At 56.1% G+C, this 25071-nt stretch carries 23 protein-coding genes; 5 read left to right on the top strand and 18 right to left on the bottom strand.

Going from position 1 to position 25071, the window contains the following annotated elements:
* Positions 1-36 precede the first annotated feature (36 nt).
* From F3I47_RS20320 to budA, 3 genes are read right to left on the bottom strand one after another with little or no spacing between them, the layout of a single operon-like run.
* A complete protein-coding gene (locus F3I47_RS20320) occupies positions 37-810 on the bottom strand; it encodes a (S)-acetoin forming diacetyl reductase (protein WP_150030268.1) in 774 nt (257 codons plus the stop codon).
* A 23-nt stretch (positions 811-833) separates the two neighbouring features.
* Positions 834-2513, bottom strand: coding sequence for an acetolactate synthase AlsS (gene alsS, locus F3I47_RS20325; protein WP_150030269.1), 1680 nt, complete (start codon positions 2511-2513; stop codon positions 834-836).
* Positions 2514-2527: 14 nt separating this feature from the next.
* The gene (gene budA / locus F3I47_RS20330) at positions 2528-3310 is read right to left on the bottom strand and encodes an acetolactate decarboxylase (RefSeq protein ID WP_009093211.1); all 783 of its coding nucleotides are present in this window, start codon (positions 3308-3310) and stop codon (positions 2528-2530) included.
* A gap of 104 nt (positions 3311-3414) precedes the next feature.
* Here budA and F3I47_RS20335 point away from each other — a divergent pair, with 104 nt between their 5' ends.
* Positions 3415-4317 (top strand): LysR family transcriptional regulator, encoded by a 903-nt coding sequence (locus F3I47_RS20335; RefSeq protein WP_058957545.1) that lies wholly within the window; start codon positions 3415-3417, stop codon positions 4315-4317.
* Positions 4318-4388: 71 nt separating this feature from the next.
* The gene (locus F3I47_RS20340; protein WP_150030270.1) at positions 4389-4634 is read left to right on the top strand and encodes a hypothetical protein; all 246 of its coding nucleotides are present in this window, start codon (positions 4389-4391) and stop codon (positions 4632-4634) included.
* Positions 4635-4672: 38 nt separating this feature from the next.
* Here F3I47_RS20340 and F3I47_RS20345 read toward each other — a convergent pair whose 3' ends face one another.
* From F3I47_RS20345 to F3I47_RS20360, 4 genes are all read right to left on the bottom strand, one after another.
* Positions 4673-7717: an efflux RND transporter permease subunit gene (locus tag F3I47_RS20345; protein ID WP_150030271.1), complete on the bottom strand. Its 3045-nt coding sequence runs from the start codon at positions 7715-7717 to the stop codon at positions 4673-4675.
* The gene (locus F3I47_RS20350; RefSeq protein ID WP_150030272.1) at positions 7714-8847 is read right to left on the bottom strand and encodes an efflux RND transporter periplasmic adaptor subunit; all 1134 of its coding nucleotides are present in this window, start codon (positions 8845-8847) and stop codon (positions 7714-7716) included. Before F3I47_RS20350 ends, F3I47_RS20345 begins: the two co-directional genes overlap by 4 nt.
* A gap of 93 nt (positions 8848-8940) precedes the next feature.
* Positions 8941-10110, bottom strand: coding sequence for a cell wall metabolism sensor histidine kinase WalK (locus tag F3I47_RS20355; protein ID WP_150030273.1), 1170 nt, complete (start codon positions 10108-10110; stop codon positions 8941-8943).
* Positions 10107-10808, bottom strand: coding sequence for a response regulator (locus F3I47_RS20360; protein WP_150030274.1), 702 nt, complete (start codon positions 10806-10808; stop codon positions 10107-10109). Before F3I47_RS20360 ends, F3I47_RS20355 begins: the two co-directional genes overlap by 4 nt.
* A gap of 130 nt (positions 10809-10938) precedes the next feature.
* Here F3I47_RS20360 and F3I47_RS20365 point away from each other — a divergent pair, with 130 nt between their 5' ends.
* Positions 10939-11727, top strand: a complete 789-nt coding sequence (locus F3I47_RS20365; protein ID WP_150030275.1) for a MipA/OmpV family protein — start codon at positions 10939-10941, stop codon at positions 11725-11727.
* Positions 11728-11937: 210 nt separating this feature from the next.
* Here F3I47_RS20365 and F3I47_RS20370 read toward each other — a convergent pair whose 3' ends face one another.
* Positions 11938-12819, bottom strand: a complete 882-nt coding sequence (locus tag F3I47_RS20370) for an ROK family protein (protein WP_150030276.1) — start codon at positions 12817-12819, stop codon at positions 11938-11940.
* 316 nt (positions 12820-13135) lie between these two features.
* On the opposite strand from F3I47_RS20370, the gene F3I47_RS20375 reads away from it, so the two are divergent.
* Both F3I47_RS20375 and F3I47_RS20380 read left to right on the top strand, forming a co-directional pair.
* A complete protein-coding gene (locus tag F3I47_RS20375; protein WP_150030277.1) occupies positions 13136-13960 on the top strand; it encodes a transcriptional regulator in 825 nt (274 codons plus the stop codon).
* Complete coding sequence (locus F3I47_RS20380; RefSeq protein ID WP_009093200.1) at positions 13957-14454, top strand: FidL-like protein; 498 nt, start codon at positions 13957-13959, stop codon at positions 14452-14454. Before F3I47_RS20375 ends, F3I47_RS20380 begins: the two co-directional genes overlap by 4 nt.
* Before the next feature lie 105 nt (positions 14455-14559).
* Here F3I47_RS20380 and F3I47_RS20385 read toward each other — a convergent pair whose 3' ends face one another.
* The 10 genes from F3I47_RS20385 to F3I47_RS20430 all read right to left on the bottom strand — a co-directional run bounded on the left by F3I47_RS20385 (position 14560) and on the right by F3I47_RS20430 (position 25067).
* Positions 14560-15033 (bottom strand): hypothetical protein, encoded by a 474-nt coding sequence (locus tag F3I47_RS20385; RefSeq protein ID WP_009093199.1) that lies wholly within the window; start codon positions 15031-15033, stop codon positions 14560-14562.
* Positions 15026-15901 (bottom strand): winged helix-turn-helix domain-containing protein, encoded by an 876-nt coding sequence (locus tag F3I47_RS20390; RefSeq protein ID WP_150030278.1) that lies wholly within the window; start codon positions 15899-15901, stop codon positions 15026-15028. The genes F3I47_RS20385 and F3I47_RS20390 overlap by 8 nt, the downstream gene beginning before the upstream one ends.
* A 197-nt stretch (positions 15902-16098) precedes the next feature.
* Positions 16099-16437: a hypothetical protein gene (locus F3I47_RS20395; RefSeq protein WP_009093197.1), complete on the bottom strand. Its 339-nt coding sequence runs from the start codon at positions 16435-16437 to the stop codon at positions 16099-16101.
* A gap of 644 nt (positions 16438-17081) precedes the next feature.
* Positions 17082-17519, bottom strand: a complete 438-nt coding sequence (locus tag F3I47_RS20400) for a DcrB-related protein (protein WP_150030279.1) — start codon at positions 17517-17519, stop codon at positions 17082-17084.
* Between the two features lie 48 nt (positions 17520-17567).
* On the bottom strand, positions 17568-19730 hold the full coding sequence (locus F3I47_RS20405) for a peptidase domain-containing ABC transporter (RefSeq protein ID WP_150030280.1): 2163 nt from the start codon (positions 19728-19730) through the stop codon (positions 17568-17570).
* Positions 19731-19754: 24 nt separating this feature from the next.
* Positions 19755-21014: an HlyD family secretion protein gene (locus F3I47_RS20410; RefSeq protein ID WP_150030281.1), complete on the bottom strand. Its 1260-nt coding sequence runs from the start codon at positions 21012-21014 to the stop codon at positions 19755-19757.
* A gap of 14 nt (positions 21015-21028) precedes the next feature.
* Positions 21029-22348, bottom strand: a complete 1320-nt coding sequence (locus F3I47_RS20415) for a TolC family outer membrane protein (protein WP_150030282.1) — start codon at positions 22346-22348, stop codon at positions 21029-21031.
* Positions 22349-22370: 22 nt separating this feature from the next.
* Positions 22371-22931, bottom strand: a complete 561-nt coding sequence (locus F3I47_RS20420) for a LuxR C-terminal-related transcriptional regulator (RefSeq protein WP_190311367.1) — start codon at positions 22929-22931, stop codon at positions 22371-22373.
* 89 nt (positions 22932-23020) lie between these two features.
* Complete coding sequence (locus tag F3I47_RS20425; RefSeq protein WP_223812777.1) at positions 23021-23758, bottom strand: fimbria/pilus periplasmic chaperone; 738 nt, start codon at positions 23756-23758, stop codon at positions 23021-23023.
* Positions 23724-25067: a fimbrial protein gene (locus F3I47_RS20430; protein ID WP_150030284.1), complete on the bottom strand. Its 1344-nt coding sequence runs from the start codon at positions 25065-25067 to the stop codon at positions 23724-23726. Before F3I47_RS20430 ends, F3I47_RS20425 begins: the two co-directional genes overlap by 35 nt.
* Between the last annotated feature and the right edge of the window lie 4 nt (positions 25068-25071).

Genomic DNA, 25071 nt, shown 5'->3' on the forward strand with positions numbered 1-25071 from the left:
AACAGCTGCTGCGCGCTGGCGCAGCAGGCAGGGGGATCAGTTAAAGACCATGCCGCCGTCGATCAGCAGGGACTGGCCGGTCATGTAGTCGGAGTCGGGGCTGGCAAGATAGGCCACGCAGGCCGCCACATCTTCCGGCTCAGAGAGACGTCCCAGCGTAATGCGTCTGGCGAACGCTTCCGTGCCGTAACCGGCAGGTTTTCCGGCCGCTTCCGAAATCTGCCGATCGATCGCTTCCCACATTGGCGTTCTGACGATGCCGGGACAGAAGGCGTTGACCGTGATACCGGCCGCGGCCAGGTCGCGCGCGGCAGTCTGCGTCAGGCCCCGCACGGCAAATTTACTGGAGCTGTAGACGGCCAGCTCCGGGTTGCCGACGTGTCCGGCCTGAGAGCAGGCGTTAATAATTTTGCCGCCGTGCCCTTCAGCCTCAAAAGCCTTTATCGCCGCCTGCATACCCCAGATCACGCCTTTGACGTTAACGTTGTAAACCTTGTCGACCACCTCTTCGGTAATCTCCGCAATCGGCGTCGAGGGGGCAATACCGGCGTTGTTGACGATGACGTCGAAGCCTCCCAGCGCACGACGCGCCTCCTCAACTGCCGCCATCACCTGATCGCGCTGCGACACATCCACTTTCAGCGCGATCGCTTTACCGCCCTGCTGAGTAATCTTCTCCGCCACCTGACGGGCGGTTTCCTGATTAAAGTCCGCCACCGCGACCGCCAGTCCATCTTTCGCCAGACGCAGGGCAATCGCTTCACCAATGCCCTGGCCTGCGCCGGTTACAAATGCCACTCTGTTTTTCATCGTGATTTCCTTTTTGCATGAAATTAAAGAAGCTGGCTCAGATGCAGCTGGCCCATCAGCAGCGGGTTATCGGCGTAATCCACCGGGACAGCCACTACCGCAGGTCCCTGAACATCCATCGCTTTACGCAGCGTCGGCTCCAGTTCTGCCGCGCTGGTCACCGCAAAGCCTGCTGCGCCAAACGCTTCGGCATAGGCTTTGAAATCGACCGGGCCAAAGTTAACGCCCGAGACGCGCTGATATTTTTTCTCTTCCTGCATCGCCACCATGTTGTAGGCGTTGTCGACCCAGACGATGTGCAGAATGTTGGCTTTCAGCCGGACGGCGGTCTCCAGCTCCATGCTGGACTGCAGGAAGCCACCATCGCCCGAGACCGAAACGACTTTACGCTGCGGGTCGACCAGCCAGGCCCCGATTGCCCACGGCAGGGCGACGCCCATGGTCTGCTGACCGTTGGAGATCATGATCTGGCGGGCACGGAAGCTGTAGAGATAGCGGGCGATCCAGATGTGGAAGCTGCCCATGTCGACCGTAAGGCTGACGTCGCTGTTAATGATGTCCTGCATGGCACGCACGATGCGCAGCGGATGCAGGGCAAACTGATTGAGGCTGGCACCCTGCATCGCCAGCAGTTTCCGCTGCTGCTGACGGTCATCGAGGATGGTGGCGGCTTCCGGCGTCAGCTGCAGCGGCGCGGTGATGCGCGCCGCCAGTTTACGCAGCGTGGCGGCGATATCGCCCACCAGCTCGGCGTCCGGCAGGTAGCGGTTGTCGGTCTCTGCGGGGATCACGTCAATGTGAATCAGGGTCGCGTTGCCGCTGTTCCACATGGCCGGTTCATACTCCACCGGGCTGTAACCGATGGTAATGATCAGATCAGCCTGTTGCAGCAGCCGGTCGCCCGCCTGGTTGTTAAATAACCCGACGCGTCCGGCAAAGCGTGAAAAGTGCTCCTGGCGGATGGCACCGGCGGCCTGATAGGTACTGGTGACCGGGATGTGACTGCGGCTCAGCAGATCGTGGATCGCCTCGCTGTTCTCGTGCTGGCTCGCCATCAGTCCCAGCAGGATGACCGGATTTTTAGCCCCGGCGATAGCCTGGCTCACGGCATCGATCATCGCATCCGGTGCCGCACCCAGGACGGGACGCGCTTTGCTGCTCAGTGCTTTGCCGGTAACAGGCTGGTCGACAATATCCTGCGGCAGGCTGACAAACGCGCCGCCGCCCCGCCCATGTTCGGCATGACGAAACGCATTCGACAGGCACTCGGAGAGCGCGGAGGGATCGGTGACCTCAACTGCATATTTGGTGATCGGGCGGAACATCGAGACGGTATCCATGCTCTGGTGCACCTGTTTGGCGCTGTCGGAGCGTTTTACCTGGCCGCCGAGGGCGACCACCGGGTCCCCTTCGCTGGTGGCGGTAGCCATGCCGGTGATCAGGTTAGAACAGCCCGGTCCGGAGGTGACCAGCGCCACTCCCGCATTGCCGGTAAGGCGGCCTACGGCTGCTGCCATGAACGCCGCGTTCGCCTCGTGGCGAACCGGAATCGTCTGGATGGAGGAGTCCAGCAGGGAGTCAAAAACCTTATCAATCTTGGCACCGGGAATACCAAAGACGTGGCGGACGCCCTGCGCCTCAAGCTGCGCGACCACCAGGTCAGCGCCACAGGTCCAGAGCGTGGTATCGGTTGGAGTTTTCATCGTCATTCCTCTGATTAGCTTTCGACCGCACGGATGGCAGCGTCAAGATTGGCGGGGTTCAGGTCGGCATTGAGAAAGTCACTGTCCTGCGGCAAATCCACGACCAGTTTGCTGATGGCACCGAAGGTCAGGGTTCCCTGTTCCAGCGCATAATCCAGAATGTGTCCACCGCCTTCGCGATCGTCGGTAATAAAATGTTCGTGATAGCCCGCGACGTTAATCCCCTGCATGTACTGGGGCGTGCGGAAGCCGATCAGTTCCCCCGCACGCTGGCGGAACGCAAAGGTCGGCTGATCGCCCAGCACTTCCGGCATGGAGCGATAGGGGCGACACTGGCAGGGCACGGTGCGGGTCTCGACCCGGCTGAAGCGGCCACTGATCCGCAGCGCGCAGAACTGGTTGTCGGAGGTGATTTCACTGTCGATCACCTGATGGATGGCCTCACGCGACATCGGCCGGTCAAACTCAAACAGATATTGCGGTTTGAAAAAGGTCATGACAGCAAACGGGGTTTTCTGCGCCGGATCGGCCGGATGGGCGCTGCCATCGGCGTGCAGCTGGTAAACCTGACTGTCAAAGGCGATCAGCTCGCCATCCAGCCGGTTAAAAGTGCCCAGGCCAAAATCGCCTTTGCGCAGAAGATCGGCAATCCGCGTGTTCCCGTCATAAACGCCGCTCAGTAGCGCACTCATTAAAGAGGTCTGATAGATAACACTTTCTGGTGCATCCTGGGAAAGCGTTAAGACAGTTCGTTTTAGTTGATCCTCACAGGAACAATCAGTTACACAATTGCTCATTTGATGCCTCGTAAGTTAACCGTTAAGCCGTGTTAACCTAAGGGTGAACCGATTCAGTCGTAAGATCCAATAGCGAAACCTGTTAACTTTGAGACGTTTTTGATATGGAACTGCGCCACCTGCGTTATTTTGTTGCCGTTGCCGAGACGCTTCACTTCACCCGCGCCGCCGAAATGCTGGGGATATCGCAGCCGCCGCTGAGTCAGCAGATATTGCGGCTGGAGCAGGAGATTGGCACGCCCCTGCTGAAGCGGCTGACGCGTGGGGTGGAACTCACCGAGGCCGGCGAGGCTTTTCTGGCGGATGCCGTGCAGATTGTGCAACTTGCCGACCAGGCGCTGGAGAATGCGCGCGGGATCGCCCGTGGGATCAGCGGCCAGCTGTCTCTGGGATTCGCCAGCTCGGTTGCCTTTAATCCTCATATCTTTACCCTGATCCGCCGCTTTACCGGGCGTTATCCGGCGATGGAGCTGCTGACGCGCGAAGAGAACATGTCCCTGCTGATGCAGGATTTGCAGGAGGGATTGCTGGATGCCGCCTTTATCCGGCTGCCGTGCGAAAGCAGCAAGGCGTTTAATCTGCGTGTCATCTCCACCGAAAAGATGCTGATTGCGCTGCCGCGCTGCCACCCTCTCAGCGGCACACCCGTCCTGCCCTTATCGGCCCTGGCCAGTGAAACCCTGGTGATTTTCCCGCGTGACGTTTCGCCCAGCCTTTATGAGCTGATTGTCACCGCCTGTCTGCGGGCGGGGTTTTCGCGTCATACCTTCCAGCAGGCGCCGCAGATCACCACGTCACTCGGCATGGTGGCGGCAGGGTGCGGGATTGCGCTGGTGCCGGAGTCGATGCGCTGCGTTGATAACCCGGACGTCAGCTTCAGCGATATCGAAAACAACACGCTGTTCACCGACGTGGCGTTTGCCTGGCGGCGGCATCACCCCTCGAAAGCGGTGCTGCATCTGCTGTCGCTGCTGGCGGAACAGTCGGCTTCAGGCGAAGCGGGTTGATAAGCGCCAGCTATTGAACTGAAAACAATAACCAGCTGGCGAGCGGTGGGCGGGATATTAATAATCGGGGCATGACTACATACCGCGTAAGAGTCGGGTTTCACAACCCGTCAGCCCTGACATTCAGGCAACTGGATGAAATTCTGGAGCCGCAGCGATTCTGGAGAACAGATTCGGCGGGTGGCCAGTTCCGCTATTTCATGGAGTATGAGTACCAGTCTGACGTGCGCGACTTCTGTTCGGTCTGTTCGCTGGCCTATACCCAGGCCTGTAAAGTCAGAAAGTGCCCGCTGATTCTGGTGGAGGTGATGAACTGAGCATGCCAGGCGATCCCGCGGGATCGCCTGACACCGTTTCAGCGCGACCGGCGCTGCATCAACAGGCTAAGCGCGGCGGGCAGCACGGTGAGCGTCACCAGCGTTCCGCTGACCAGCCCTCCGATAATCGCCAGCGCCATCGGTCCCCAGAAAACCTGATGGGCGATGGGGATCATACCGAGGATCGCGGCGCAGGCGGTCAGCAGGATAGGCCGCGCGCGGTGATGCGCTGCCTGGCGGATGGCCTCACCGGCGGCCAGCCCGGCGCGGGCATTCGCATCCACTTCACTGATCATGATCACCGCATTGCGGATGATGATACCTGCCAGTGCAATAATCCCCAGCAGCGCCACAAATCCCAGCGGGGTGCCGGTCGGCAGCATGGCGGAAACGATGCCGGGCAGGCCGAAGGGGGCCATGCTCAGCGCGAGCAGCATGCCGGAAAAGCGTTGCAGCTGAATCATCAGCAGGACCAGCATGGCGCAGAGCGTCATCGGCAGCAGGGCAAAGACCGAACTGTTGCCCTTGTCCGACTCCGCTACCGTGCCCGCTTCCTCAATCGTGTACCCGGCGGGCAGGGAAGCACGCAGGGCGGCGATAGCCGGTGCCAGCTGTTGGGAGACCGCTTCCGCCCGCTGGCCGGGGGCGATATCCGTCTGCACCGTGATGTAGGGCAGCCGCTGACGCCGCCAGATCACCGGATCATCCACGCCCCATCTCAGGGTCGCCACCTGGCGCAGCGGGATCTTCTGACCGCTGGCATTGGTGATCATCAAACCCGCCAGCGTCGCCGTATCCTGCCGCTCGGCGTCATTGCCGCGTAACACCACATCAATCAGCCGGTTGCGGTCGCGCAGTGTCGTCACCACGCTGCCGGACATAAGGGTATTCAGGGCACGGGCGATCGTCCCGGAGGAGAGTCCGGCCGCGCGGGCTTCGGTCTGATTGACGGCCAGCGTCATGACGCGCTCCGGTTCTCCGGCGGTCAGATTGACCTCGCGGGTCAGCGGTGAGCGGGCAATCAGCGCCGCCAGCCGGGACGCCGCCAGCCGGACATGACCATAATCCGGTCCGGTAAGGCGATATTTCAGCGGCCAGCCAACCGGCGGTCCCAGCTCCAGCGGCGACACCCGTGTGGTGATATCACTGAAGTTCTCAGCGAGCCTGCTCTCCAGCCTGCGCTGCAGCCGGTCGCGCACCGTCAGGTTTCTGGAGACCACCACCAGCTGCGCGATGTTTTCATTCTCCAGCAGCACATCCATTGGCAGATAGAAACGGATGGCACCCGACCCTGCGTAGCTGCTGAAGCTGGCCACATCGCGGTCATGGCGCAGCACCTCTTCCAGCTGTGCGGTCCGGCGCGTGGTTTCAGCCTGCGTCGCACTGGCGGGAAGCGTGAGGCTGACCAGCAGTTCGGGGCGGTCGGACGCCGGGAAAAATTCACCCTGCATAAACGTGGTGGCGTACAGGCTGACCAGCAGCACCCCCAGCGCCGCGCTGACCGTCACGCCCCGATGACGCAGAATGACTTCCAGCAGCCAGTGATAGCCGCGCATCAGCACGCCCGGTCGCGGGTCGGCATGATTCAGTTTTGCCGACAGCAGCCAGCAGCCGGTAAGCGGAGAGAAGATCACCGCGACGACCCACGAGCAGAGCAGCGCCAGCGCGATGACCACAAACAGCGAGTAGCAGTACTCGCCGGCGCTGGAGGCGGCGAACCCGACCGGAATGAACCCGGCGATCATGACCAGCGTGCCGGTCAGCATCGGAAAGGCGGTGGTTTTAAACGCCCAGGTAGCGGCCTGCCACTTACTGTCACCCGCTTCCAGCCGGGCCACCATCGCCTCGACGGTGATCATGGCGTCATCCACCAGCAGCCCCAGTGCGATAATCAGCGCACCCAGTGAGATGCGCTGCAGCCCGATACCGGCCAGCAACATACCGGTAAAGGTCATCGCCAGCACCAGCGGGATCGCCGCCGCCACCACCAGTCCGGCGCGCAGCCCCAGCGAGATAAACGACACGGCTAACACAATCACTACGGCTTCACCCAGGATTCGCACAAAACCGCTGACCGCCGTTTTTACCACCGCAGACTGATCGGCAACGCGGGTCATGGTGATGCCGTGCGGTAACTGACCAGCCAGCGTCTGCATGCGCTGATTCAGCTGCTGACCAAAGTCGAGCAGGTTGCCGCTGGCGGCCATGGAGACGGCCAGCCCGATAGCGGGCACGCCATTGACCCGGAACGTCGGGGCGGGCGGTTCGGCGGGTTGCAGGCTGATCGTTGCGAGATCGGTCAGCGGGATAAAGCGATCGCCGATATGCAGTGTCATCGCCTGCAGGCTGTCGACGGAGGTCAGGGTGCCGCTGACCCGCAGCGCAATATTCTCGCGGTCGGTGCGCAGGCTGCCCGCCGGGACGACCTCGTTCTGCGCGTTGATGGCGTCGCTGACCTGCTGCAAATCGAGACCCATGCCATTGAGCTTTTGCGGAGAAAAGGCGATAACCACCTGTTGCTCCTGCACCCCCAGCAGCCGGGTTTTGCCGATGTCGGGCAGGGTCGCCAGAGCGCGCCGCAGGTTATCGACGCGGTCGCGCAGCTCACGGGCGCTAAATCCCTCAGCGGTGAAGCCATAAATTGTGCCGAAGGTGTCATCAAACTCATCGTTCACCGCCGGACCCTGCACGCCCTGCGGCAGAGAGGGGCTCACATCCTGCATCTTTTTGCGCAGCTGATACCAGATGCCCGCGACCTGAGACGGCGGCGTATCGTCACGCAGATTGACATAGATGACCGTCTGCCCGGCGCGGGTTTCACTCTCCACCGTATCGAGAGAGGGGAGTTCCTGCACCTTCTGCTCCAGCACGTCTGTCACCAGCTGCACCATGGTATTAACGTCGGCGCCCGGCCATTGGGCAGAGACCACCGCGATTTTGATGGTAAACGTCGGATCTTCATTACGTGACAGATGTTCATAGCTCATCACGCCCGCGGCCATCACCAGCAGCATGAAAAAGACCACCAGCTGCTGATGCGCCAGCGCCCAGCCAGAGAGGTTAAAGCCAGCCGGTTTTTTCATGGTTCCTCCTGCGCAGGCAACACTTTTTCGCCAGGCTGCAGGGTGGCGACACCGGCGGTAACGATGCGCTCGCCCGACTGAATACCGGATGCGACGAAGATCTGCTGAGCATCAAAGCGGGCCAGCACCACCGGGCGAAGCTGCAGACGGGAAGCCGCATCCACAACCAGCAGCGCCGGCTGGTCGGCTAAGCGCGTCAGGGCGCTGGCGGGCAGGGCGATGACCGGCGGTTGCGAGTCGGGCAGGGTAACCATAACGGTGGCACCGGGCGCCATCGCCTCGGGCGGCTGATTCAGCGTGACACGCAGCCGCCAGGTGCGGGTCTGCGGGTCAGCCTGCGGACTGATGTCACGGACCGTGCCGCTGGCCTCAGTGCCGGGGTCGGCAAGCAGCGTCACCCTCAGCGGTGTGCGTTCAGCGATCTGCAGCCGCTCGGTCGTGGTCAGATCAAACACCGCATCGCGAGCATCCCCCGCGGCCAGCGTCATTACGCTTTGTCCGGCGCTGACCACCTGACCCGGCTGAACCGTGATAGCGGTGATCCGGCCCGCAGCAGGGGCCGTCAGCCGGGTCCAGCTGAGGCTATCCTGAGCATTTTTCAGCGCCGCTTCGCTACTGAGGCGGCGGGACTGCGCGCTCTGCCAGTCCGCCTGGGCACTGTCCAGCTGGCTGCGGGCGATAGCACCGCCGGGCATCAGCAACCGCATCCGATGCAGATTCAGCGCGGCGACCCGCTCCGCAGCCCGGGCGCTGTCGAGATCGGCCCGGGCGCTGCTCAGCTGGTTACGCGTCTGATCGTTTTCCAGCGCCGCCAGCGGTTGCCCGGCACTCACCCGATCGCCCAGTTCAGCCGTGCGGCTGACGACCCGCCCGTCAAGCCGGAAGGCCAGGGTAACTTCGTCATGCGCCCGGATTTCACCGGTCAGCCGCAGAGAGGCCGCACCGCCGGGCGGCGGCGCGGTCACGGTTTTTACCGGGCGGGGCGGAGCTGGCGGCGGGGCCGCACTGTTATCGCGGCAGCCGGTCATGATCAGCACCCCGGACAGCACAAAGACGAACGGCACCACGAGGTGAACAGAGAAGAGGTGACGCCACATCTGGCGGGCAGCATCAGATAAGAAGTCTGTCATAGCCGGGTTCCTGTAATGAGTTGTGCTCATTGAACCCGGCCCGTGTCCAGAAACGTTCCATGAACCATCAAGAAATGGTCAAGTCAGAACAATTTATCGATCCGGGAGTGTTATCCGAATCAGCAGGCCGCCGTCGGCGGGTAACGAGGCGGTGATCGTCCCGCCGTGCGCGTCGACAATGGCTTTGGCAATGGACAATCCCAGTCCGCTGCCGCCGGAGTGGCGGGCGCGTGAGGAGTCGGCGCGGGTAAAGCGGTCAAACAGCTGTGGCAGGAAGTCCGGATCCACGCCCTGACCGTAATCGCGGAAGGTCAGTATCGTGGCCCGGGCGTCCCGGCTGGCGGAGATGAGCAGCACACCGCCGTCCGCCGCGTAGCGCAGCGCATTTTCGCAGAGGATGGTCACCACCTGCCCCAGCCGGAACGCATCGGCGCAGAGCAGCAGGTTGTCAGGGGCTTTCACGCGGAGGGTCAGGCCTGCCTGCTCTGCCTGCGGCAGCAGCCAGCCGGTGCGCTCACGCAGCAGCTCGGCGGGGTTAAAGCACTCCGGGTTCAGCGTAAGCTGCCCCGCATCCGCCAGTGACAGCAGATGCAGTTCGTCAGTCAGCCGGCTCAGTTGTGTCAGCTGCTTCATGATCATCGTCAGCTGCTGAGGGTCGGCCGGAAAAACGCCATCCAGAATGCCCTGCAGACGGCCCATCGCCGCCGTCAGCGGAGAGCGCAGTTCATGCGCCATCGCGACGTGAGAGGCGCGCAGCTCGCGCTCGTAACGCGCCAGCTGCTGTGTCATCTGATTAAAGTCTTCGGTAAAGCGCACCAGCTCCTGCGGAGCCGCGTCAACGACCGCCGCCGGGCGGCCAAACTCCCCCTGCGACACCGCACGCGCCGCCGTTGCCAGCTGGCTGAACTGTGCGGAGAGCGGACGCGCAAAGCGCAGCGCGATCAGCACCATAAGCGGAATGGTGACCACGACCAGAAGGATGACGGTCAGCCAGTCAGAGGAGGCCAGCGACGGATCGGAAAAATTGATGCCCCAGTATTGATCGACTATCTGATGGAAGCGCGCCGGATCGCTGGCGGGATGCTGGCGCAGCCGGGTGAACTCCTCCACCAGCGCGGGGGGCATCCGGTGGTAGACCCAGACCGCCTGCACCGCAAATCGCAGCCACATACAGAGGGCGATCAGTACTACGCTGCCTATCGCCAGCAACAGGACCCGGATGCAGATCCAACGCCACAGTGAGGTGTGGGTTGCGTTCTTCATGGCTGTCTGAACCGGTAGCCGACGCTGCGCACCGCTGGCAGCACATCAGAGATGCCAGCGGCTTCGAGTTTACGGCGCAGGTTGTAGACATGGGTATCGACTACCCGCTCCAGCGCATCACTTTCCGGCAGGCAGTGCTCCAGCAGAAACAGGCGGGTAAAGGGACGCGTCGGAGCGCGCATCAGCGTGACCAGCAGGGAAAACTCGGTGGGCGTCAGATCGAGCCGGTGTGGGGCGGCGCTGTCGCCCTCCACGATCGCGGTGAGCGCCTCGGGATCGACCGTTAAACCAGCCCAGCGCAGGACCCCGGCCGCGGCCGCGGGCGCCTGGCTCTGGCTGCGGCGCAGAACGGCCTGCACGCGCGCCACCACTTCACCGGGATGATAGGGTTTTACGACATAGTCATCGGCCCCATAGCGCAGCGCACCGATGCGATCGGGCGCGTCACCCATCGCCGTGACCATGATCACCGGGGTATCGTCACGCCGCCGCAGCGCCGCCAGCACCTCGGTGCCGTTCATGCCGGGCAGCATGATATCGAGCAGGATCAGATCGGGCTGCCAGCGTCTGGCCGCCTCCAGCCCGCCCGGTCCGTCACCGGCTATCGTAACCGCATAGTTTTCACGTTTCAGATAAGCCTCAAGGACGCCCGCTGCATCCGCGTCATCTTCAATAATCAGTACACGTTTTTCCTGCATTTCCGGACCACCTTGACTGTTTCTTCATAAATCCCTGGCCGTTCATTGATACGCGCCTCGCATACTCACCTCTGGTGACGCGGTACTGACTCCCCCAGCTCCGCACCGGATGTGATAATGAGGAAACGTGATGATAACCGGAAAAATAACGCTTCACATGGTCTGTTTGTCGCTGGGTTTCAGTGCCGCCGCCGCGATGGCCGAAGAGAGTCCCACGCCGCCTCCCAGCATGACGCTGGGCATTGCGGGCATCAACGCACCGCGCTACAGCGGCGCAAAGAGGAATCACTGGCAGGTGATGCCGGTGATTCAGGCGCGCGACGGGGCGTTTTTTCTCGATTCGCAAAAAGGTATCGGCTATGACCTGCAGGCGGATAACGGACTTTACCTTGAGCATACGCTGGGCTACGGGCTGGGCCGCTCAGACCGGAACTCCTCCTGGCGTGACGGGGATGACCGGCTGCGGGGAATGGGAAATATCGACGCGACGGTCAATACCGCGCTGGCGCTGGGCTGGTCTGTAACGCCGTGGCTGGTGCTGGAGGGGAAAGCGACGCTGCCATTGAGTGACAGTCAGGGCGTGCAGTACCGGACGTCCGTCACCCTGATCCCCTGGCAGACCGCGGACGATACCGTGGCGCTGCAGGTGGCCGGTCTATTCGGTGATGGACGCTACATGAACACCTTGTACGGCGTGAACAGCCAGCAGAGCGCGCGCAGCGGGTTTGCACGGTATAACGCTTCAGGGGGATTCTATGGAACGGACGCCAGCCTGACCTGGAGTCATCAGCTGACCCCTGCCTGGGCAGCCAGCGTCACGGGTGACTACAGCTGGCTCGATAAATCTGCCTCCGATAGCCCCATTGTCGCACGGCACGATGGGGCCGGGGTCACGCTGGCCCTCAGTTACACCTTCTGAGCCACATGGGAATAAGCGGGATGCGCAGTCACCGTGCTCTGCTTGTCGCGCTCATCCTGTTATATCTGCTGGTCTTTACCCTGACCGGTATAGCACTGAGCCTGTTTGATGCGCCGGAGCTGAGCCGACGCGCCAGGGAGGCGACAGAGAGGGTTGGGCGCCTCCCTTATCCTGACGCTGTCTGCGGGCCACATGACCCTGACCGGTCAGCTAATCTTTCTGTGGCTGGCGCTGGAGGAAATTCCATGTTGCACCCAGCATGCCGGAGTCGTTGCCGTAGGTGGCCGCATCAATGCGAATATCAATCTGATACTTTGCCAGCTGCTCAGCGAGTTCTTCAAGGAAAGGTTCCCGCGCCGTAATGCCGCCGCCGATAAATATCATCTGCGGATCAAAGACGCTGAAGAGGTTATATAAACAGGCCGCGAGATCCTGGTAGAATTTTTCCACCACCTGCTGCGCCATTTTTTCCTGGCGGTCGCAGGCGTCAAACACATCTTTGCCACTGACGTCGTCGACAGGCCGGTCGGTGAGCTGACTGTAATTCTCCCGCAGCGCGGTCATGGTACAGCTCTGGCTCATGGTGTGGCGTTCAATGTCGCTGCTGGTGGGGCGTGAGGTCAGCAGACAGCCAAATTCACCTGCCCGGTTCCGGCCACCGCGAATCAGCGCACCGTTGCAGAAAGCGGCTCCGCCCAGCCCTGTTCCGATGGTCAGCATCAGGAAGTCGTTCAGTTTTTTCGCTTTGCCCAGCCAGTATTCCGCCAGCAGGGCACAGTGCGCGTCGTTTTCCACCGTGGCAGGCAGGGCGGTTTTCTCCGTCAGCCACTGGCTCAGATGAAACCCGTCAAAGTCACGGATGGTGCCGCCCATCTCAATAAAGCCTTTATCGGGGTCGATATAGCCGGGCGTGCTGACGGCAATGCCTTCACAGCCGGGATTCTTCTCCAGCCAGCCCACTATTTCTTCCAGAATTTTGTCCCGCGCGTTGTGGGAAATGTCGGCGCTCTCCTGCGTCAGGATGTTTCCCCGATCGTCCACCACGCCCATTTTTAAAGAGGTACCGCCAATATCAAAAGCTGCAATATTCATCAACGTTCTCTGAAATGATGTTGGTGCGCTTAATTGTAGTGTCGAAATAAAACCGCAGGCGGCCGGGCAGCCCTAATTTTGTCAGGAAAGGTACAGATTTATAAAGCTGCCGGAACAGGTCGCCATGAGCTAAGCGTTAATAACGGGAGGTGCTGCTATTAAGTAAGCGGTGCGGAGAATAGTGAACATTCCGGCGGCGATGTTTCTGTTAAGCGAATGTTTTCGGTATTAATTTACCGGATTAACCCTGCCTGGTGCTTCTTCAATCCAGCTGAATTATACTGTCGGCAATGAGCGCAAATTCAGTGATTTCTTAATGATTTACATTATCGATGACCAGATTACGTATAATTCAGATGACTGTACGCTGAGCCATATACCTACTCAGGAGTCGCTGAGCCTGAGTATCTCTTCCGGTCGGTTGTTTGAGCAGCTGCTGAATTCTGGCGGAGAAATCCTGTCGCGTGACACCTTATTGACAGAGGTCTGGGACCGGTATGGCCTGCGCGGATCTAACAGTAATCTGAATCAGTATCTGAGTATTCTGCGCAGGGCGCTTGCGGCCTATGGTTGCCAGAATCTGATAATGACCCTGCCGAAGATTGGCATCCGACTGAATCCGGAGATCAGGATTGTGCGGCAAACGGCTCAGCCGGTGGCGGTATCTGACATCGTGCCGGAGCCGGTAGCGGGCACAGATACCGAGGTGCCGCCGGATAACGTCACCGCGCCGGAACCCCCTCTGGCTCCGGTGGCAAAGCCGATGCGCAGGCCCCGACAACTGAGTGTGGGCCTGATTCTTCTGGCGATATTCATCGTTGCCTTCAGCTTTTACATCTTCATCCATCCTGCGCAGAAGAATAGCGGGCTGACCACTGTGTCACTGGCGGGCGGCTGTGAAGCGGTACTGCTGAAAGGCCTGGATGTGGTAGAGCGCGAGTCTATTGATCAACAGATACTGCAGATGCTCCGGGAAAATAATCAATCCTGCAGCGCCGGGCGACGGATCTATTTCGATAAAAACACGGCGTTCACCACCACGAACTACGGCAGAACGATGCTGTCAGCCTGTAATCTTGATGAGCGTGGGCACATCATTTCCTGTGACAACGTTTATTATCTCGACTGGAGAATGAATTGAAACGCAGCGCCACTCTTACGCTGACGGCAGCGCTGGCCATATTGCTGCTGGTTACCTTTGCAGCCATCAATTTTTATCGTCATCAGGAAACTGATTTGCCGTTCCGATGCTCGGCGTTCAGCCGCTACGATCTCAGTCGTCAGGAAGGGAAGAAAGTCGAGTTTGCTGTGTCGCAGGATTTGCGTTTTATTGATGCGCACTCGGGTTATCTGTTACTCAACGGGCAGGTCACGCTGGGAGATAAGGTCACCACGCTCAATCGCCGTATTGCACTGAGCGAGGGGGGAAAAATAGAGAGCGATACTTATCGCTATAAAATTAAATCGATTATCACCTCAACCAACGATACCACCCCGGATGCGGTATTCAATCTGTTGCTGGCGGAGATCACGCTGGATCCGACCTACCTGCAGCTGGATGTTCGCCAGGTGGATCAGCAGGCCTACCTGATTAGCGGGCCGCTCTCCTATCTGTTTACCTGCAAGCGTTACTGAATGACGGCAGGCCTCTGCAGGGGCCTGTTAAGCGTTGAAACCGGACGTCAGGCTTTATGCCATTTTGAGTGTATCCGCTCTTCCCTGCATCGGACTAAGAGGCTGTTAACCTGATATCGAATTGCAGATATAGGTCGGGATAAAATTGACCATAAAAAGAAAGTTTTTGTTCTTCTGCCTGATGATTCGCATATAAACTTCCTTCTCAGAGGCGATGAAAAACCGCGAGAGATACTGGCTGATCTCGTCATCACTGAGATTGTCATCCGGTAGCCTGATGTTTTTTTCAGCGGACATATAATAGATATCGCCATTGCGCTGCAGGCTGAAGGAGACTTTACGATTAAACACCTTTCCAGGATTCATTTCTGAATAGCCGGTGATATGGGCTAACGCAAAGTTATCGCGAATCATATAGTTGAGTGACAGATGATAAATGTCGTCACTGTAATGTTCTACTAAGTTTGCAACACAGTTAAAACTTTCTGTGGGACGGCGCTGCAGATAGGGGTAGGCCAGAAAAGACGCCTCCATTAAAATTACGATACCCGTTAGTACGATAAGCGTTTTTTTAATCACCCGGATTCAATCCTCTGAAATGATATTCTGAAATGCACTGATTTTTCTGGCTCATCGGTTTATTGCAGCGAATGACTGAGGTTCTGGGCAGGAGCGCATAATGCGTCACATAGACCCAGGGATAATGGCTGCAGCTGCTTTTCAATTTTTCAACCAGAGAAAGCGTTTTCTTTTTCTCCTCTGAACGGGCATCTTTGTCGGCAATATAAACCCGGCATCCATTGATATCTGCCAGAAACGGGTACTCATCAAAATGGACGCGGGGCGCATCTGATGCGCTGTTAGTTTTCAGAATTACCATCAGCAAAATCAGTGCGACCAGGCTCATGGTCCAGAGTAAAACCGCTGGCAGGAAAGATTTCAGCGGTGCTCCCGATTCCTGCCGGGCAGCGTGCGCCACCAGCGGCTCGCCCGGTTCAGTATCCGCTGAGGATGGCAGGCTCATCTCATCATAAAGTTCTTCCGCAAAAGTATCTTCATCTCTGGAGTGTGTGTTTTCCTGACTGCCATCAACGTGCGTTTCACTACTGCGTTTCTTTATATCTGTTCCACTGGCCAGTGTCAGACCGACGCGTGGGATTGTTACGACAGGATCTTCCGCTAGCCCGACCTTTTTTAAACCCTTCCGCAGAATAGAAATATTCTGATAAAAGGTATTGGGAGAAACCAGCATCCCATTTTTCTCCCAGACAATCTCCATAAACTCCTGCTGCGTAATAATCGTGTCATTTCGTGTGATTAATAATAAGAGGCAGCGGCCTGCCGGAGAATTGAGGACTACACATTTTTCTGGATCGTTCAGATTACGCAATGTACTGGCCGCAGGATGAAACTCAATAAATCCATTAATGATGTAGTGATTATGCATCAGGCTAAACTCAGCAGAAAAATCTGAGTCTAGCTTTTTTACCCCCTTATTGTTACCTCCAATCTGTGCGACATTTTAAGATTCCATTTTCATTTGGGAATTTTTATACGGTCAGTGTCACAACGCAGCCCGCTTTTACCGGACATAAAAAAAGGTGCAGAATTTTCTGCACCTTGTCAACGCCAGTCATATAAGCATCAGATCAAGCGGCTTGCCGCATTATCCTGGAAGGTGCCGTTGAAAGCGTTAGTGATAAACTGGTTGACCAGTGCATATACTGACTCTGAATCATTCCAGCCCATAATTGCACCGGCGACGGCACCCGCTGCGGCACCGATCATGCCTGCACCCAACATACCCACCAGCTGGCCAATGGCACCAATGCCGAGGATACCGCCACCGTCGCCACCGTGCATGCCGCCGATGGTGGCACCCGCAGCGTAGCCTGCCGCTGCCAGCAGAACGCTGCTGGTGAGTGATTCCCATAACCCCGCACCCGATACGGCATCAATTTCCATCATGCTTAAATCGCGCATTATTATTTCCTCAGATCAATTTTAAAGTTAAGCCATGTCTTATCTTCTCATTTGAGAAATTAAAATATGACTTTTCATAGGCTGTTTCAAAATGACGGCAGTGACATGCTGTCTTGTTTCAAAACAGGTAAAGCAGGCATTTTTATTACAGCATGCCTTTCTGAATTATTATCCTGTGCTACATGGATAACCTATCAGGATTACACGTTCAATATTCTGACGATAAAGTGAATGGCTTAGCGATTCTCTTTTTATCTCTTATCCGATAATGTTGCTGCGGCGTTATGCCGTTATGCTTCAGTCAGAAAATGAGCTGGTACGGGTTCGTCAGCGACTTTACGCCCGTTGAGTGATTCCCGATGATGACGACGACCGCAACATCCCTTGCAGATATCAGCAGAACGCGGTTGAAGCATTCCTCCTGAATATTCAGCGGTGCAAACGTCAGCTTCCGTGATACTGAAATCACGCACGGTCACTTCCTGACCCTGTCACTGATGGCAGGTGGTGTTATTAATGTTAATTTTCGGCGTTAATTATGCATTTAACCTGAAGCCTCTTAAATAGAATTACTTCTATTTTTAATTTCTTTCAGCTTTTGTGTTTGTATCTGGTATGGCCATTTTAAAATCCGTGTTAATACCTCAGGTGTTGTTAAGCGCAAATGACTTTACGCAATGTGCCAGCCTGTGCATCTCGTTCTTCATGGATACTTCATCAGGGTAAATTGACGTGAAGTTTATCGTAACATTATCAGCCAGCAGACAGGCATAGGTTACCTGCCAGACTCGCTGACTGCCGCCCTGGCCGGTTATAAAGCTGTAAATCACCTGGAAAGTTTTCCTAAATGCATGGCCATCGTTAACCTCTTCCATTTTTACCAGGTTGAACTGATTAAATATTTTTTCGGCATTACTGACCTGTAAGGAAATATTCTCGCCAAGAGTTTGTCCTTCAGCGAGCCGGTCGCGGTTGATGGTGATCTGCTGGCCGGTTCTGAATGCCACAACATTAATTGTCTGAGTTCTGACTTCTTCGTCAAATTTAAGCGTGCCTTCCAGGCAGATTAGACTGTTTTTCATATTCACTCCTTGGTTTCAGGGCTGGGCAGCACTTAACAGTGCCCTCTGTTAATTTATTTCAAGCGTCACCTGTGAGGCATTCACTAAAGCTGCAAACTCTGCTTTGGTGATTTCGGTCACGCCATGGCGGTTGATTTGGATAATGCGGTCTGCGCTCATGATCGTTTCTGGCCGGTGTGCGATGATGATGCGGGTGATGCTCATGTGCTTTATCGCATCATTGATGGCACTCTCTCTGGCCACATCCAGATGACTGGTGGCCTCATCAAGGATAAGCAGGCGCGGCTGGCGGTAAAGCGCGCGGGCGAGGATAACCCGCTGCACCTGCCCTCCGGAGAGAGACGAACCCATATCGCCCACCATGCTGTTGTAGCCCATAGGCATTGCCATAATGTCGCCATGTATCTGGGCGATACGTGCTGCCCACTCGACCCTGGCTTTATCCAGGCTGGCATCAAAGAAACTGATGTTATCCATGATGGAGCCGGCAAACATCATATCGTTTTGCATCACGCTTCCGATTAGATCGCGGTAATGCGTCATTCCCAGTTTTGTATGGTCGATACCGTTAATGCTGATCATACCGGCGTTCGGTTTGAGCAGTCCGAGCAGCAATTTTGCCAGCGTCGTTTTGCCCTGGCCGGAGGGGCCGATGATGGCGACAGATTCACCGGCCGCAATGCTCAGGCTGAAGTCAGAGAAGATCTCTTCGTCAGTGGCTGAATAACGGAAGGTCATGTCGCTGATATCCAGACGCACCGGCCCTGTTTCTTCCGCCAGCGCGATGTGGCTTTCCATATTCTGCTCTTTCTCCGTCAGGACAATATCGGAGAGACGTTCACCGTGTAAGCGGAGCATTTTGAATTCGATCAGCGCGTTGATCAGGCCCGCAGAGCGAGAGATAAACTGATCGGAGAACGAGATGAACGCCACCAGCATCCCGCTGGTAAAGTTACCGTCCAGTACCTGCGCCGCAGCCAGCCAGATCAGAACAATTTTGCCAACGCCGGAAATTGTCCCCTGCAGCGTGTTGAATCCAATCGAGAGTTTCTGCGTCGTAATTCCTTTGTTTGTCGACTCCACGGTTTCATTGGTATAGGTCGAAACGCGCAGATCCTGCTTATTGTTGAGCTTGATCGCCTGCACGCCACGGATCGATTCAAGCAGCTGTGACTGCACTACGGCGGAGGCCATCAGCTGATTCTCATTCGCCTGGCGAAAGGGTTCGAATGAGATCCAGCGAATCAGTGCATAAAGCAGGAACAGGCCAACGACCACACAGGTCAGGGTGGCGTTATAGGTGTAAATTACGCCGAGGGTAACCAGCGCCATTACCCCGTCGAAAACAGACGAGATAAAGCGGCCGGTTAGCGTGCTCTGAATATTGCTGATGGATCCGAAGCGCGAAAGAATGTCGCCAACATGACGTTCTTCAAAGTAACTGAGCGGTAATCCCAGCAGATGGGCGCACAGATTGGATGACCACTGTACGCTCAGCATGCTGGAGAACCAGGTCGTAACCCAGCTTCGCAGTGCTGAAATCAGGTTCTGAAACAGGGTTATGCAGATAAAGGCGACACCGAGCAGCGTCAGCAAATCACGGTCCGCAGAGACCAGCACCTGATCCATCACCCACTGCATGTAAAATGGCGTGATGATGCCAAAAAATTCCAGTGCCAGTGACAGTAAGGCCACCTGCAAGAACGCAGAGCCAATTCCGGACACGTTACGGATCAGGCTCAGCATTGAAATCGATTTTTTCTCGTTTTTCTTCTCAAACGTGGCGCCGGGATAAAGCTCCAGCGCGACGCCAGTGAATGAGGCGGAGACTTCATCCATCGGCACTTTACGTATGCCACGCGCCGGGTCATGAATAATGAGCCTGTTTTTAGCGATGCCTTTCAGCACGACAAAGTGGTTCATCTCCCAGTGCAGAACGCAGGGCAGATTCAGTTTATCCAGTTCATCCAGTTCGAGGCGAACCGCACGACAGCCCATGCCCATGCTCTGTGCGAATGACATCACATTCGTTAGCGTGCTGCCTTTAAGGGAGGTCGGGAAGCGCTGGCGCAGCGAGACCATATCGGTGTGATGACCATAATAGCCGGCAATCATGCCGATACAGGTCAGGCCACATTCAGCCGCCTGGGTCTGACGTAAAACGGGCAGTTTCTGGCGAAATGACAAATTCAGTTTGTGAAATAAATCCATAGGTAACCTGATAAGATAATGAAATTATAAGGACGTCATTTTGCCCAATGCGTTTAATGGCTCCAGAACCCATTCGTAGAGGCGTCGTTTATCGACGATAAAGTCTGCCTCCAGCGCACTGCCCGCATGCAGGCTGCTCTGCCTGCCGTAGGCCTGCACCGTCTGCTTATCCAGCGCCACTTTCACCTGATACATCGACTCTTTCACCTGACCATCGCCGGTCAGGGTGGCGACTTCCTGCGGTGACAGGGCCGACTTTGAAATTTCCAGCACGGTGCCGTATTGCTGTCCGAACTTCTGCCATGGGAAAGGTTGATAGCGCAGCACGACACGCTGGCCTGGCCGGATAAAGCCGATGGCGCGGCTGCTGAGCATAATCCTTGCCTGCAAACGCGCGTTATCCGGCAGCATCATCGCCACGGTCTGACCCGACGTGACGATCTGTCCCGGTTTGACCAGCACGGCACTGACGGTGCCGTTTTCCGGCGCATGCAGCTCAATCGAACGACGGGATTCGTTTTCCATGATCGACTGCGTGATCCCGGAAAGCTTTTGCTGTAACTCGTTTTTCTGCTGGTTATAAGAGAGGGGTTGCTCTCGCAGCTGTTGCCGCGCCTGAGCCAGTTGCTGGCGGATATCAATACGCTGACGTGCGACATCCTGTAAACGCACGCTGGCATCAAGCAACTCATTCTGCTGCTGTTCTACCTGCGTATTGGAGGCGTAGCCCTCTTTGCGCATGGCGCTCATTTTATTGAGTTGTGTTCTGGACAGCTGAATCTGCTGGGTGCGCTGGCGAAAAATGGTCTCCAGTTCAGCCGATTGCTGGCCGAGTAAACTGACCTTTTCCTCAAGAGATTTCAGCGTTTCGGTGTGCAGTTGCTCAAGATTGGTCAGCTGATTTTTCAGCCCTGCTTGCTGAAACTCCAGCTGGGCCGCAATCGCCTCCCGTGTCTGGCCATAGCGTGTTGAAATTTCCGATGAGACGGTGGCGATCAGGCTGCCCTTTTGCAGGCTCTCACCTTCACGGGCGGGCAGAGCGATAACCGTGCCGGTGCTCATCGCGGTAATCGTCATCATGCCATTTTCCGGTACCAGTACACCCTGCGCACTTTCACGTTTGGTGTAAGTGCCAAAGATGCAAAAGGCGATCATGACGGCAACCAGCAGTCCGATCAGCGTGATGACAACCCAGCGGAAAGGGGGGCAATACAACGCGACAGAGCCCAGGACTTTAGTTTTCTTTGCATCCAGCGCTTCCTGGCGAAATAAGTCGTTATTCATCTATTCGATTCCCGTTATGCCGCGCCACAGCTGAAACTTTTCATCGCGGCGTAGTCGAGCGAGCCAGTGGCCGTTTTTAGTTTGACGATTGACTGGATGAGCGCGTTCTGCGCCTGTGCCAAATCCTGCACGGCCTGGAAATAATCCTTTTCTGCATTGAATTCATCGATCAGGGTGCGCTGACCGATTTCCCGGCCATAACGGGTGGCACTCAGGCGTTTGTCTGCTGAGGCGATTGCGCGTTGACAGGCTTTAATCCGGGACTGGCTGTTATGCACACCGGACGCCGCCTGAATGGCCTGCTGTTCCGCTTTGCGTCTGGCATCGGTGATCAGCTCTTTGCTCTGTTCGAAGCGGTGCGCCGCTTCCAGACTTTGTGAGACAGGGCCACCCCCGCCAAACAGGGGGATCGAAACATTAACGCTAATCTGGGTGTTATCAGTTTTAGAGGTGGTGCCAAAAAGCGTGTCAAGATAGTTGCCGTTTTCTGCCCGACTCCAGTTCTTGCCGTACCCAGCCTGCAGGGTGACGACCGGCATATGACTGGAGGTGGCGGACAGAATGTCTGTCTCACTGGCTTTGTGCGTCTGAATAGCGGCAAGTACGTCGAGGTTGTTAGCAGCGGCATCGCGTTTCAGTTGTTCAGGAGCGAGCCTGTCGGGAAAGCGCACACAGCGCATGCTGCTGTCTGGGATGCTCCGGGGATCCCTGCCAGTAAGCTGACGGAAAGCAAGACTGGCATCGTTCAGATCGTTTTCTGCCACCAGTTCGTCTGCCACGGCTTTATCATAGTTGGCCTGTGCTTCAGCTAAATCGAGCCGGGTGCCGTCGCCTATTTCCAGCGCTTTTTGTGTCTGTTTAAGCCGCGCACTGAAGGCAGCAAGAATGCGATGACTGGTTTCCAGCACGCTGCGTTGATAAAGCACGTCGTAATAAGCCGTGGTGACACTGGCGATCATTTTCTGCTGTGCAATAAGCAGATTGACATCGGCCAGATTGCTAATCACCACGCTTCTGCGCCAGGTGGCATACTTTGCCATATCAAAAACGGGCTGTGTCAGATTGACGCTATAATTGTGGCGGGTGACACCGGCAGAATAGGCCGCATCCGGCTGATCCGTTTTAACCCAGGTACCGTCAATGGAGATTGCCGGCAGTAATCCCGCAAAGCCCTGATATTTTTTCTGCCCGTCGGCATCATGTTCACTGCGGGCAGCGTTCATTTCTGCATTATAACTGTTTGCAGCCATCAGCGACTCCTGAAGTGACAGCGCACCGGCCTGACCGGACAGCAATAATCCTCCCGCCAGCGGGAATAAAAATTTTTTCAGCATGAGATTCCGAAATTAATACGAATTAAAAAAATGCGTTCTGGTGCAGAAAGCGCAATAGCTCTGTTTCATTTCTCAGATGTAGCTTATTCATGGCATTTCTTTTTTGTGTTGAAATAGTACTCATTGCGCGACATTTTTTAGACGCTATTTCTGACAGCGAATAACCCTCCTGAATCAGATTGATGACCTCCCACTCCTTGGGTGTTAAATCCGTGCACTCCTCCTGAAAATGTTCATGCACGGAGCGGGAAATATAGGTTTCTGCTGACGATGCAGGCATGATGCTTCTGAGTGCGTTGACCAGCTCCTGCGGGGTATCCTGCAGACTGAGCATGATGTTTACACCCGCATCAAGCATCTTTTTCAGCAGCACAGACCGCATGTTCTGAGTAAAACAAACAGTAATGATGTTTTCATTGCCACACAGTACGCTGAGCACCTTTTTGATTTCTGTCTCCCGGAACGATCCATCAAACAGACAGGCGGAATTGATAATAATCACGTCGATGCGATTTTCTTCTGCGGCCTTCAGTAAACTTTTTACATCAGGAAAATGATGCAGATTAAATTGCGTGTTATTCATTTCCTGTCGGAGGGACGAGGTAATTAAATCGTATGACATATGATACTTATGAAAATAGGTCATGTTTATTGTTTTGTGTGTAGTGTCTTTCACTGGCTGCTCAACTCTCTTTTATAAGGTATATGCTTGCCGTAATCATCGATTACTGTCCAGTTCAGGGTGTGATCGGCACTTATCTCTTTTACCGCAAGGGTGAGAGACGAAAAGGGTGCAATCATCTCTGCTTTCAGTGGTGTTCTCCCGAGCGTGATACTCCCTAATGTCATGTAATAGGGTGTTGGATTTTTCACGGTCAGTTGTGCATGTTTAGTTTGTGTCTGGCCGAGGATAAACCGTAATTTTTCACCGACATCTTCTTCCGGCTCCTTTAAACCGGTCGGGCGGATAAATACTTTTAAACGGATGCGCAGCGGCAAAATTACTTTCTTCTCCAGCGCCGACTTCTGGGCAGTATTTGGTGGAATCTGATAAATGTTCAGCCAGTACAGACGCTCGCGGTCTGCAGGCATCCCTTTGCGGGAAATGAGCATGACACGCAGGTTGCGCGATTCACCGGGGGCCAGTTTAAACAGTGGTGGCACGACGACGAGGGGTGTACTGATGCGATCGGGCGGACTGAGAGGATCGTCATCATCGCTCCAGACCTGTACCAGTGCCGGGGATCTGACAGAATTCACCACAGTAAGAGACTCCGCCACGCTCTTTTCATTGAACACCAGCCGACTCTGGGTGCTGTTAACTACCGCGCTGACCGGGCCAGCACTAAGAGTCAGCGCGCTGGCCAGTAGCAGGCTACTGCAGACTGACAAGAATCTGTGCCTGCGCATTGACCGATCCTCCCTGTGCGGTTTGTCCCGGAAGTTGCTCAAGGGACGCCGTAAAAACACCGGCATAGGATTTATCGCCTTTAAGCGATAACCCGGTTTTACTCAGCAGTTCCGTAAATCCGTACCAGCCCGCTTCTGAACCTGTGCCCGTTATTGCATTACTGGACAACAGGTTTAACGCCCTGCTTCCAGCATAGATGCGGATGCCAACACCCTCTGCAACGCCTTGTGTGCCGTAGTTATTGTCGAGTAAATGGCTGATGCCCCCGGCACTCGTTTTCAGCCCGAGGGCATCAGCCTGAGCCAGTGCCGTCGGTTGTGTCACCAGAAAACCCATCGCGACTGGCGGTTTTGAATCGCTGGATTCAGTACCTGAAACGGCCCCTTTTTCGCAATTAATCTCCACGCTGAAGGTATTGCTACTGGTCATGCCATTACGCAAGTCATTGGCGCTGATGGTCGGCAGGGTTACAACCTGGTCAAAATCCCCAAGGAGACAATTCTTTCCCTGTATGACGGTGGTATTACCGCCGCGCATACTCCAGACTGCTGAGGCATACCCAGAGCTGGGTGGATAGGCAAGTTCACCTATTTTATTGGTGGTATTTATCGTGGGTGTTTTGATCGCTATATATCCCTGCGGAACGGTTATTTGCTTGAAAATATTTCGCGTAGGGAGGCCGAAATCGTCGTCACTTTTGATCAGTTCGAAAGTCGCGCTACTGAACGATGATGCCGGGATATAAATATGTGAACCTACAGTAATGTATTCATCGGCGGTCAGTTTTCGCTCCTGCCATTCACTCTTGTAATAGAGTCCGGTTTTCAGGTTAGTTATGCGATAGGCGATATGCTGTGCCGGTGTCCGGTATCCCCCCTCAACATCACTCACGGCTGTACCACCATACTCTGCCCCATATGAGGCAGCCAGGGCATAAATTTCATACAAGCTGTCCGCGTCGGACAGTGCACATTTATAGACAATCTGATTGGCTTGATAGGGGACATTCAATCCTTTCGTCAGAAATGGCATGTCAGCAGAGGCCAGCACGGTTCCGGCTGGCGCAAGTGAATCCGTGCCAGTTCCGATACTGATTGCCCCAAAGTCAAGCGTCGCACTTATGGCATCCCCTGTGCCCGTACCCCATGACTTTGCGATATAGCCCCGATTCACCACTTCCTGCGGCAGTTCGTTATACCGATCACCTACCTTAAGTATCTTGTAACAAGTCGCCTGTGCCGCGGGCGTACACACTATAAAAGCGGATGCGAGCAGCCAGATTTTGAGGCGGCTATGTGCTGTTTTCATCTTC

The sequence above is a fragment of the Pantoea sp. M_10 genome (assembly GCF_008631515.1).
GTDB classification, from domain to species: Bacteria; Pseudomonadota; Gammaproteobacteria; order Enterobacterales; family Enterobacteriaceae; genus Pantoea; species Pantoea anthophila.

What these genes read in the sequence shown, in the direction of transcription:
- F3I47_RS20320 (WP_150030268.1), bottom strand. Translation starts at nt 810, where the DNA reads ATGAAAAACAGAGTGGCATTTGTAACCGGCGCAGGCCAGGGCATTGGT.
- alsS (WP_150030269.1), bottom strand. Translation starts at nt 2,513, where the DNA reads ATGAAAACTCCAACCGATACCACGCTCTGGACCTGTGGCGCTGACCTG.
- budA (WP_009093211.1), bottom strand. Translation starts at nt 3,310, where the DNA reads ATGAGCAATTGTGTAACTGATTGTTCCTGTGAGGATCAACTAAAACGA.
- F3I47_RS20335 (WP_058957545.1), top strand. Translation starts at nt 3,415, where the DNA reads ATGGAACTGCGCCACCTGCGTTATTTTGTTGCCGTTGCCGAGACGCTT.
- F3I47_RS20340 (WP_150030270.1), top strand. Translation starts at nt 4,389, where the DNA reads ATGACTACATACCGCGTAAGAGTCGGGTTTCACAACCCGTCAGCCCTG.
- F3I47_RS20345 (WP_150030271.1), bottom strand. Translation starts at nt 7,717, where the DNA reads ATGAAAAAACCGGCTGGCTTTAACCTCTCTGGCTGGGCGCTGGCGCAT.
- F3I47_RS20350 (WP_150030272.1), bottom strand. Translation starts at nt 8,847, where the DNA reads ATGACAGACTTCTTATCTGATGCTGCCCGCCAGATGTGGCGTCACCTC.
- F3I47_RS20355 (WP_150030273.1), bottom strand. Translation starts at nt 10,110, where the DNA reads ATGAAGAACGCAACCCACACCTCACTGTGGCGTTGGATCTGCATCCGG.
- F3I47_RS20360 (WP_150030274.1), bottom strand. Translation starts at nt 10,808, where the DNA reads ATGCAGGAAAAACGTGTACTGATTATTGAAGATGACGCGGATGCAGCG.
- F3I47_RS20365 (WP_150030275.1), top strand. Translation starts at nt 10,939, where the DNA reads ATGATAACCGGAAAAATAACGCTTCACATGGTCTGTTTGTCGCTGGGT.
- F3I47_RS20370 (WP_150030276.1), bottom strand. Translation starts at nt 12,819, where the DNA reads ATGAATATTGCAGCTTTTGATATTGGCGGTACCTCTTTAAAAATGGGC.
- F3I47_RS20375 (WP_150030277.1), top strand. Translation starts at nt 13,136, where the DNA reads ATGATTTACATTATCGATGACCAGATTACGTATAATTCAGATGACTGT.
- F3I47_RS20390 (WP_150030278.1), bottom strand. Translation starts at nt 15,901, where the DNA reads ATGCATAATCACTACATCATTAATGGATTTATTGAGTTTCATCCTGCG.
- F3I47_RS20395 (WP_009093197.1), bottom strand. Translation starts at nt 16,437, where the DNA reads ATGCGCGATTTAAGCATGATGGAAATTGATGCCGTATCGGGTGCGGGG.
- F3I47_RS20400 (WP_150030279.1), bottom strand. Translation starts at nt 17,519, where the DNA reads ATGAAAAACAGTCTAATCTGCCTGGAAGGCACGCTTAAATTTGACGAA.
- F3I47_RS20405 (WP_150030280.1), bottom strand. Translation starts at nt 19,730, where the DNA reads ATGGATTTATTTCACAAACTGAATTTGTCATTTCGCCAGAAACTGCCC.
- F3I47_RS20410 (WP_150030281.1), bottom strand. Translation starts at nt 21,014, where the DNA reads ATGAATAACGACTTATTTCGCCAGGAAGCGCTGGATGCAAAGAAAACT.
- F3I47_RS20415 (WP_150030282.1), bottom strand. Translation starts at nt 22,348, where the DNA reads ATGCTGAAAAAATTTTTATTCCCGCTGGCGGGAGGATTATTGCTGTCC.
- F3I47_RS20420 (WP_190311367.1), bottom strand. Translation starts at nt 22,931, where the DNA reads ATGAATAACACGCAATTTAATCTGCATCATTTTCCTGATGTAAAAAGT.
- F3I47_RS20425 (WP_223812777.1), bottom strand. Translation starts at nt 23,758, where the DNA reads ATGCGCAGGCACAGATTCTTGTCAGTCTGCAGTAGCCTGCTACTGGCC.
- F3I47_RS20430 (WP_150030284.1), bottom strand. Translation starts at nt 25,067, where the DNA reads ATGAAAACAGCACATAGCCGCCTCAAAATCTGGCTGCTCGCATCCGCT.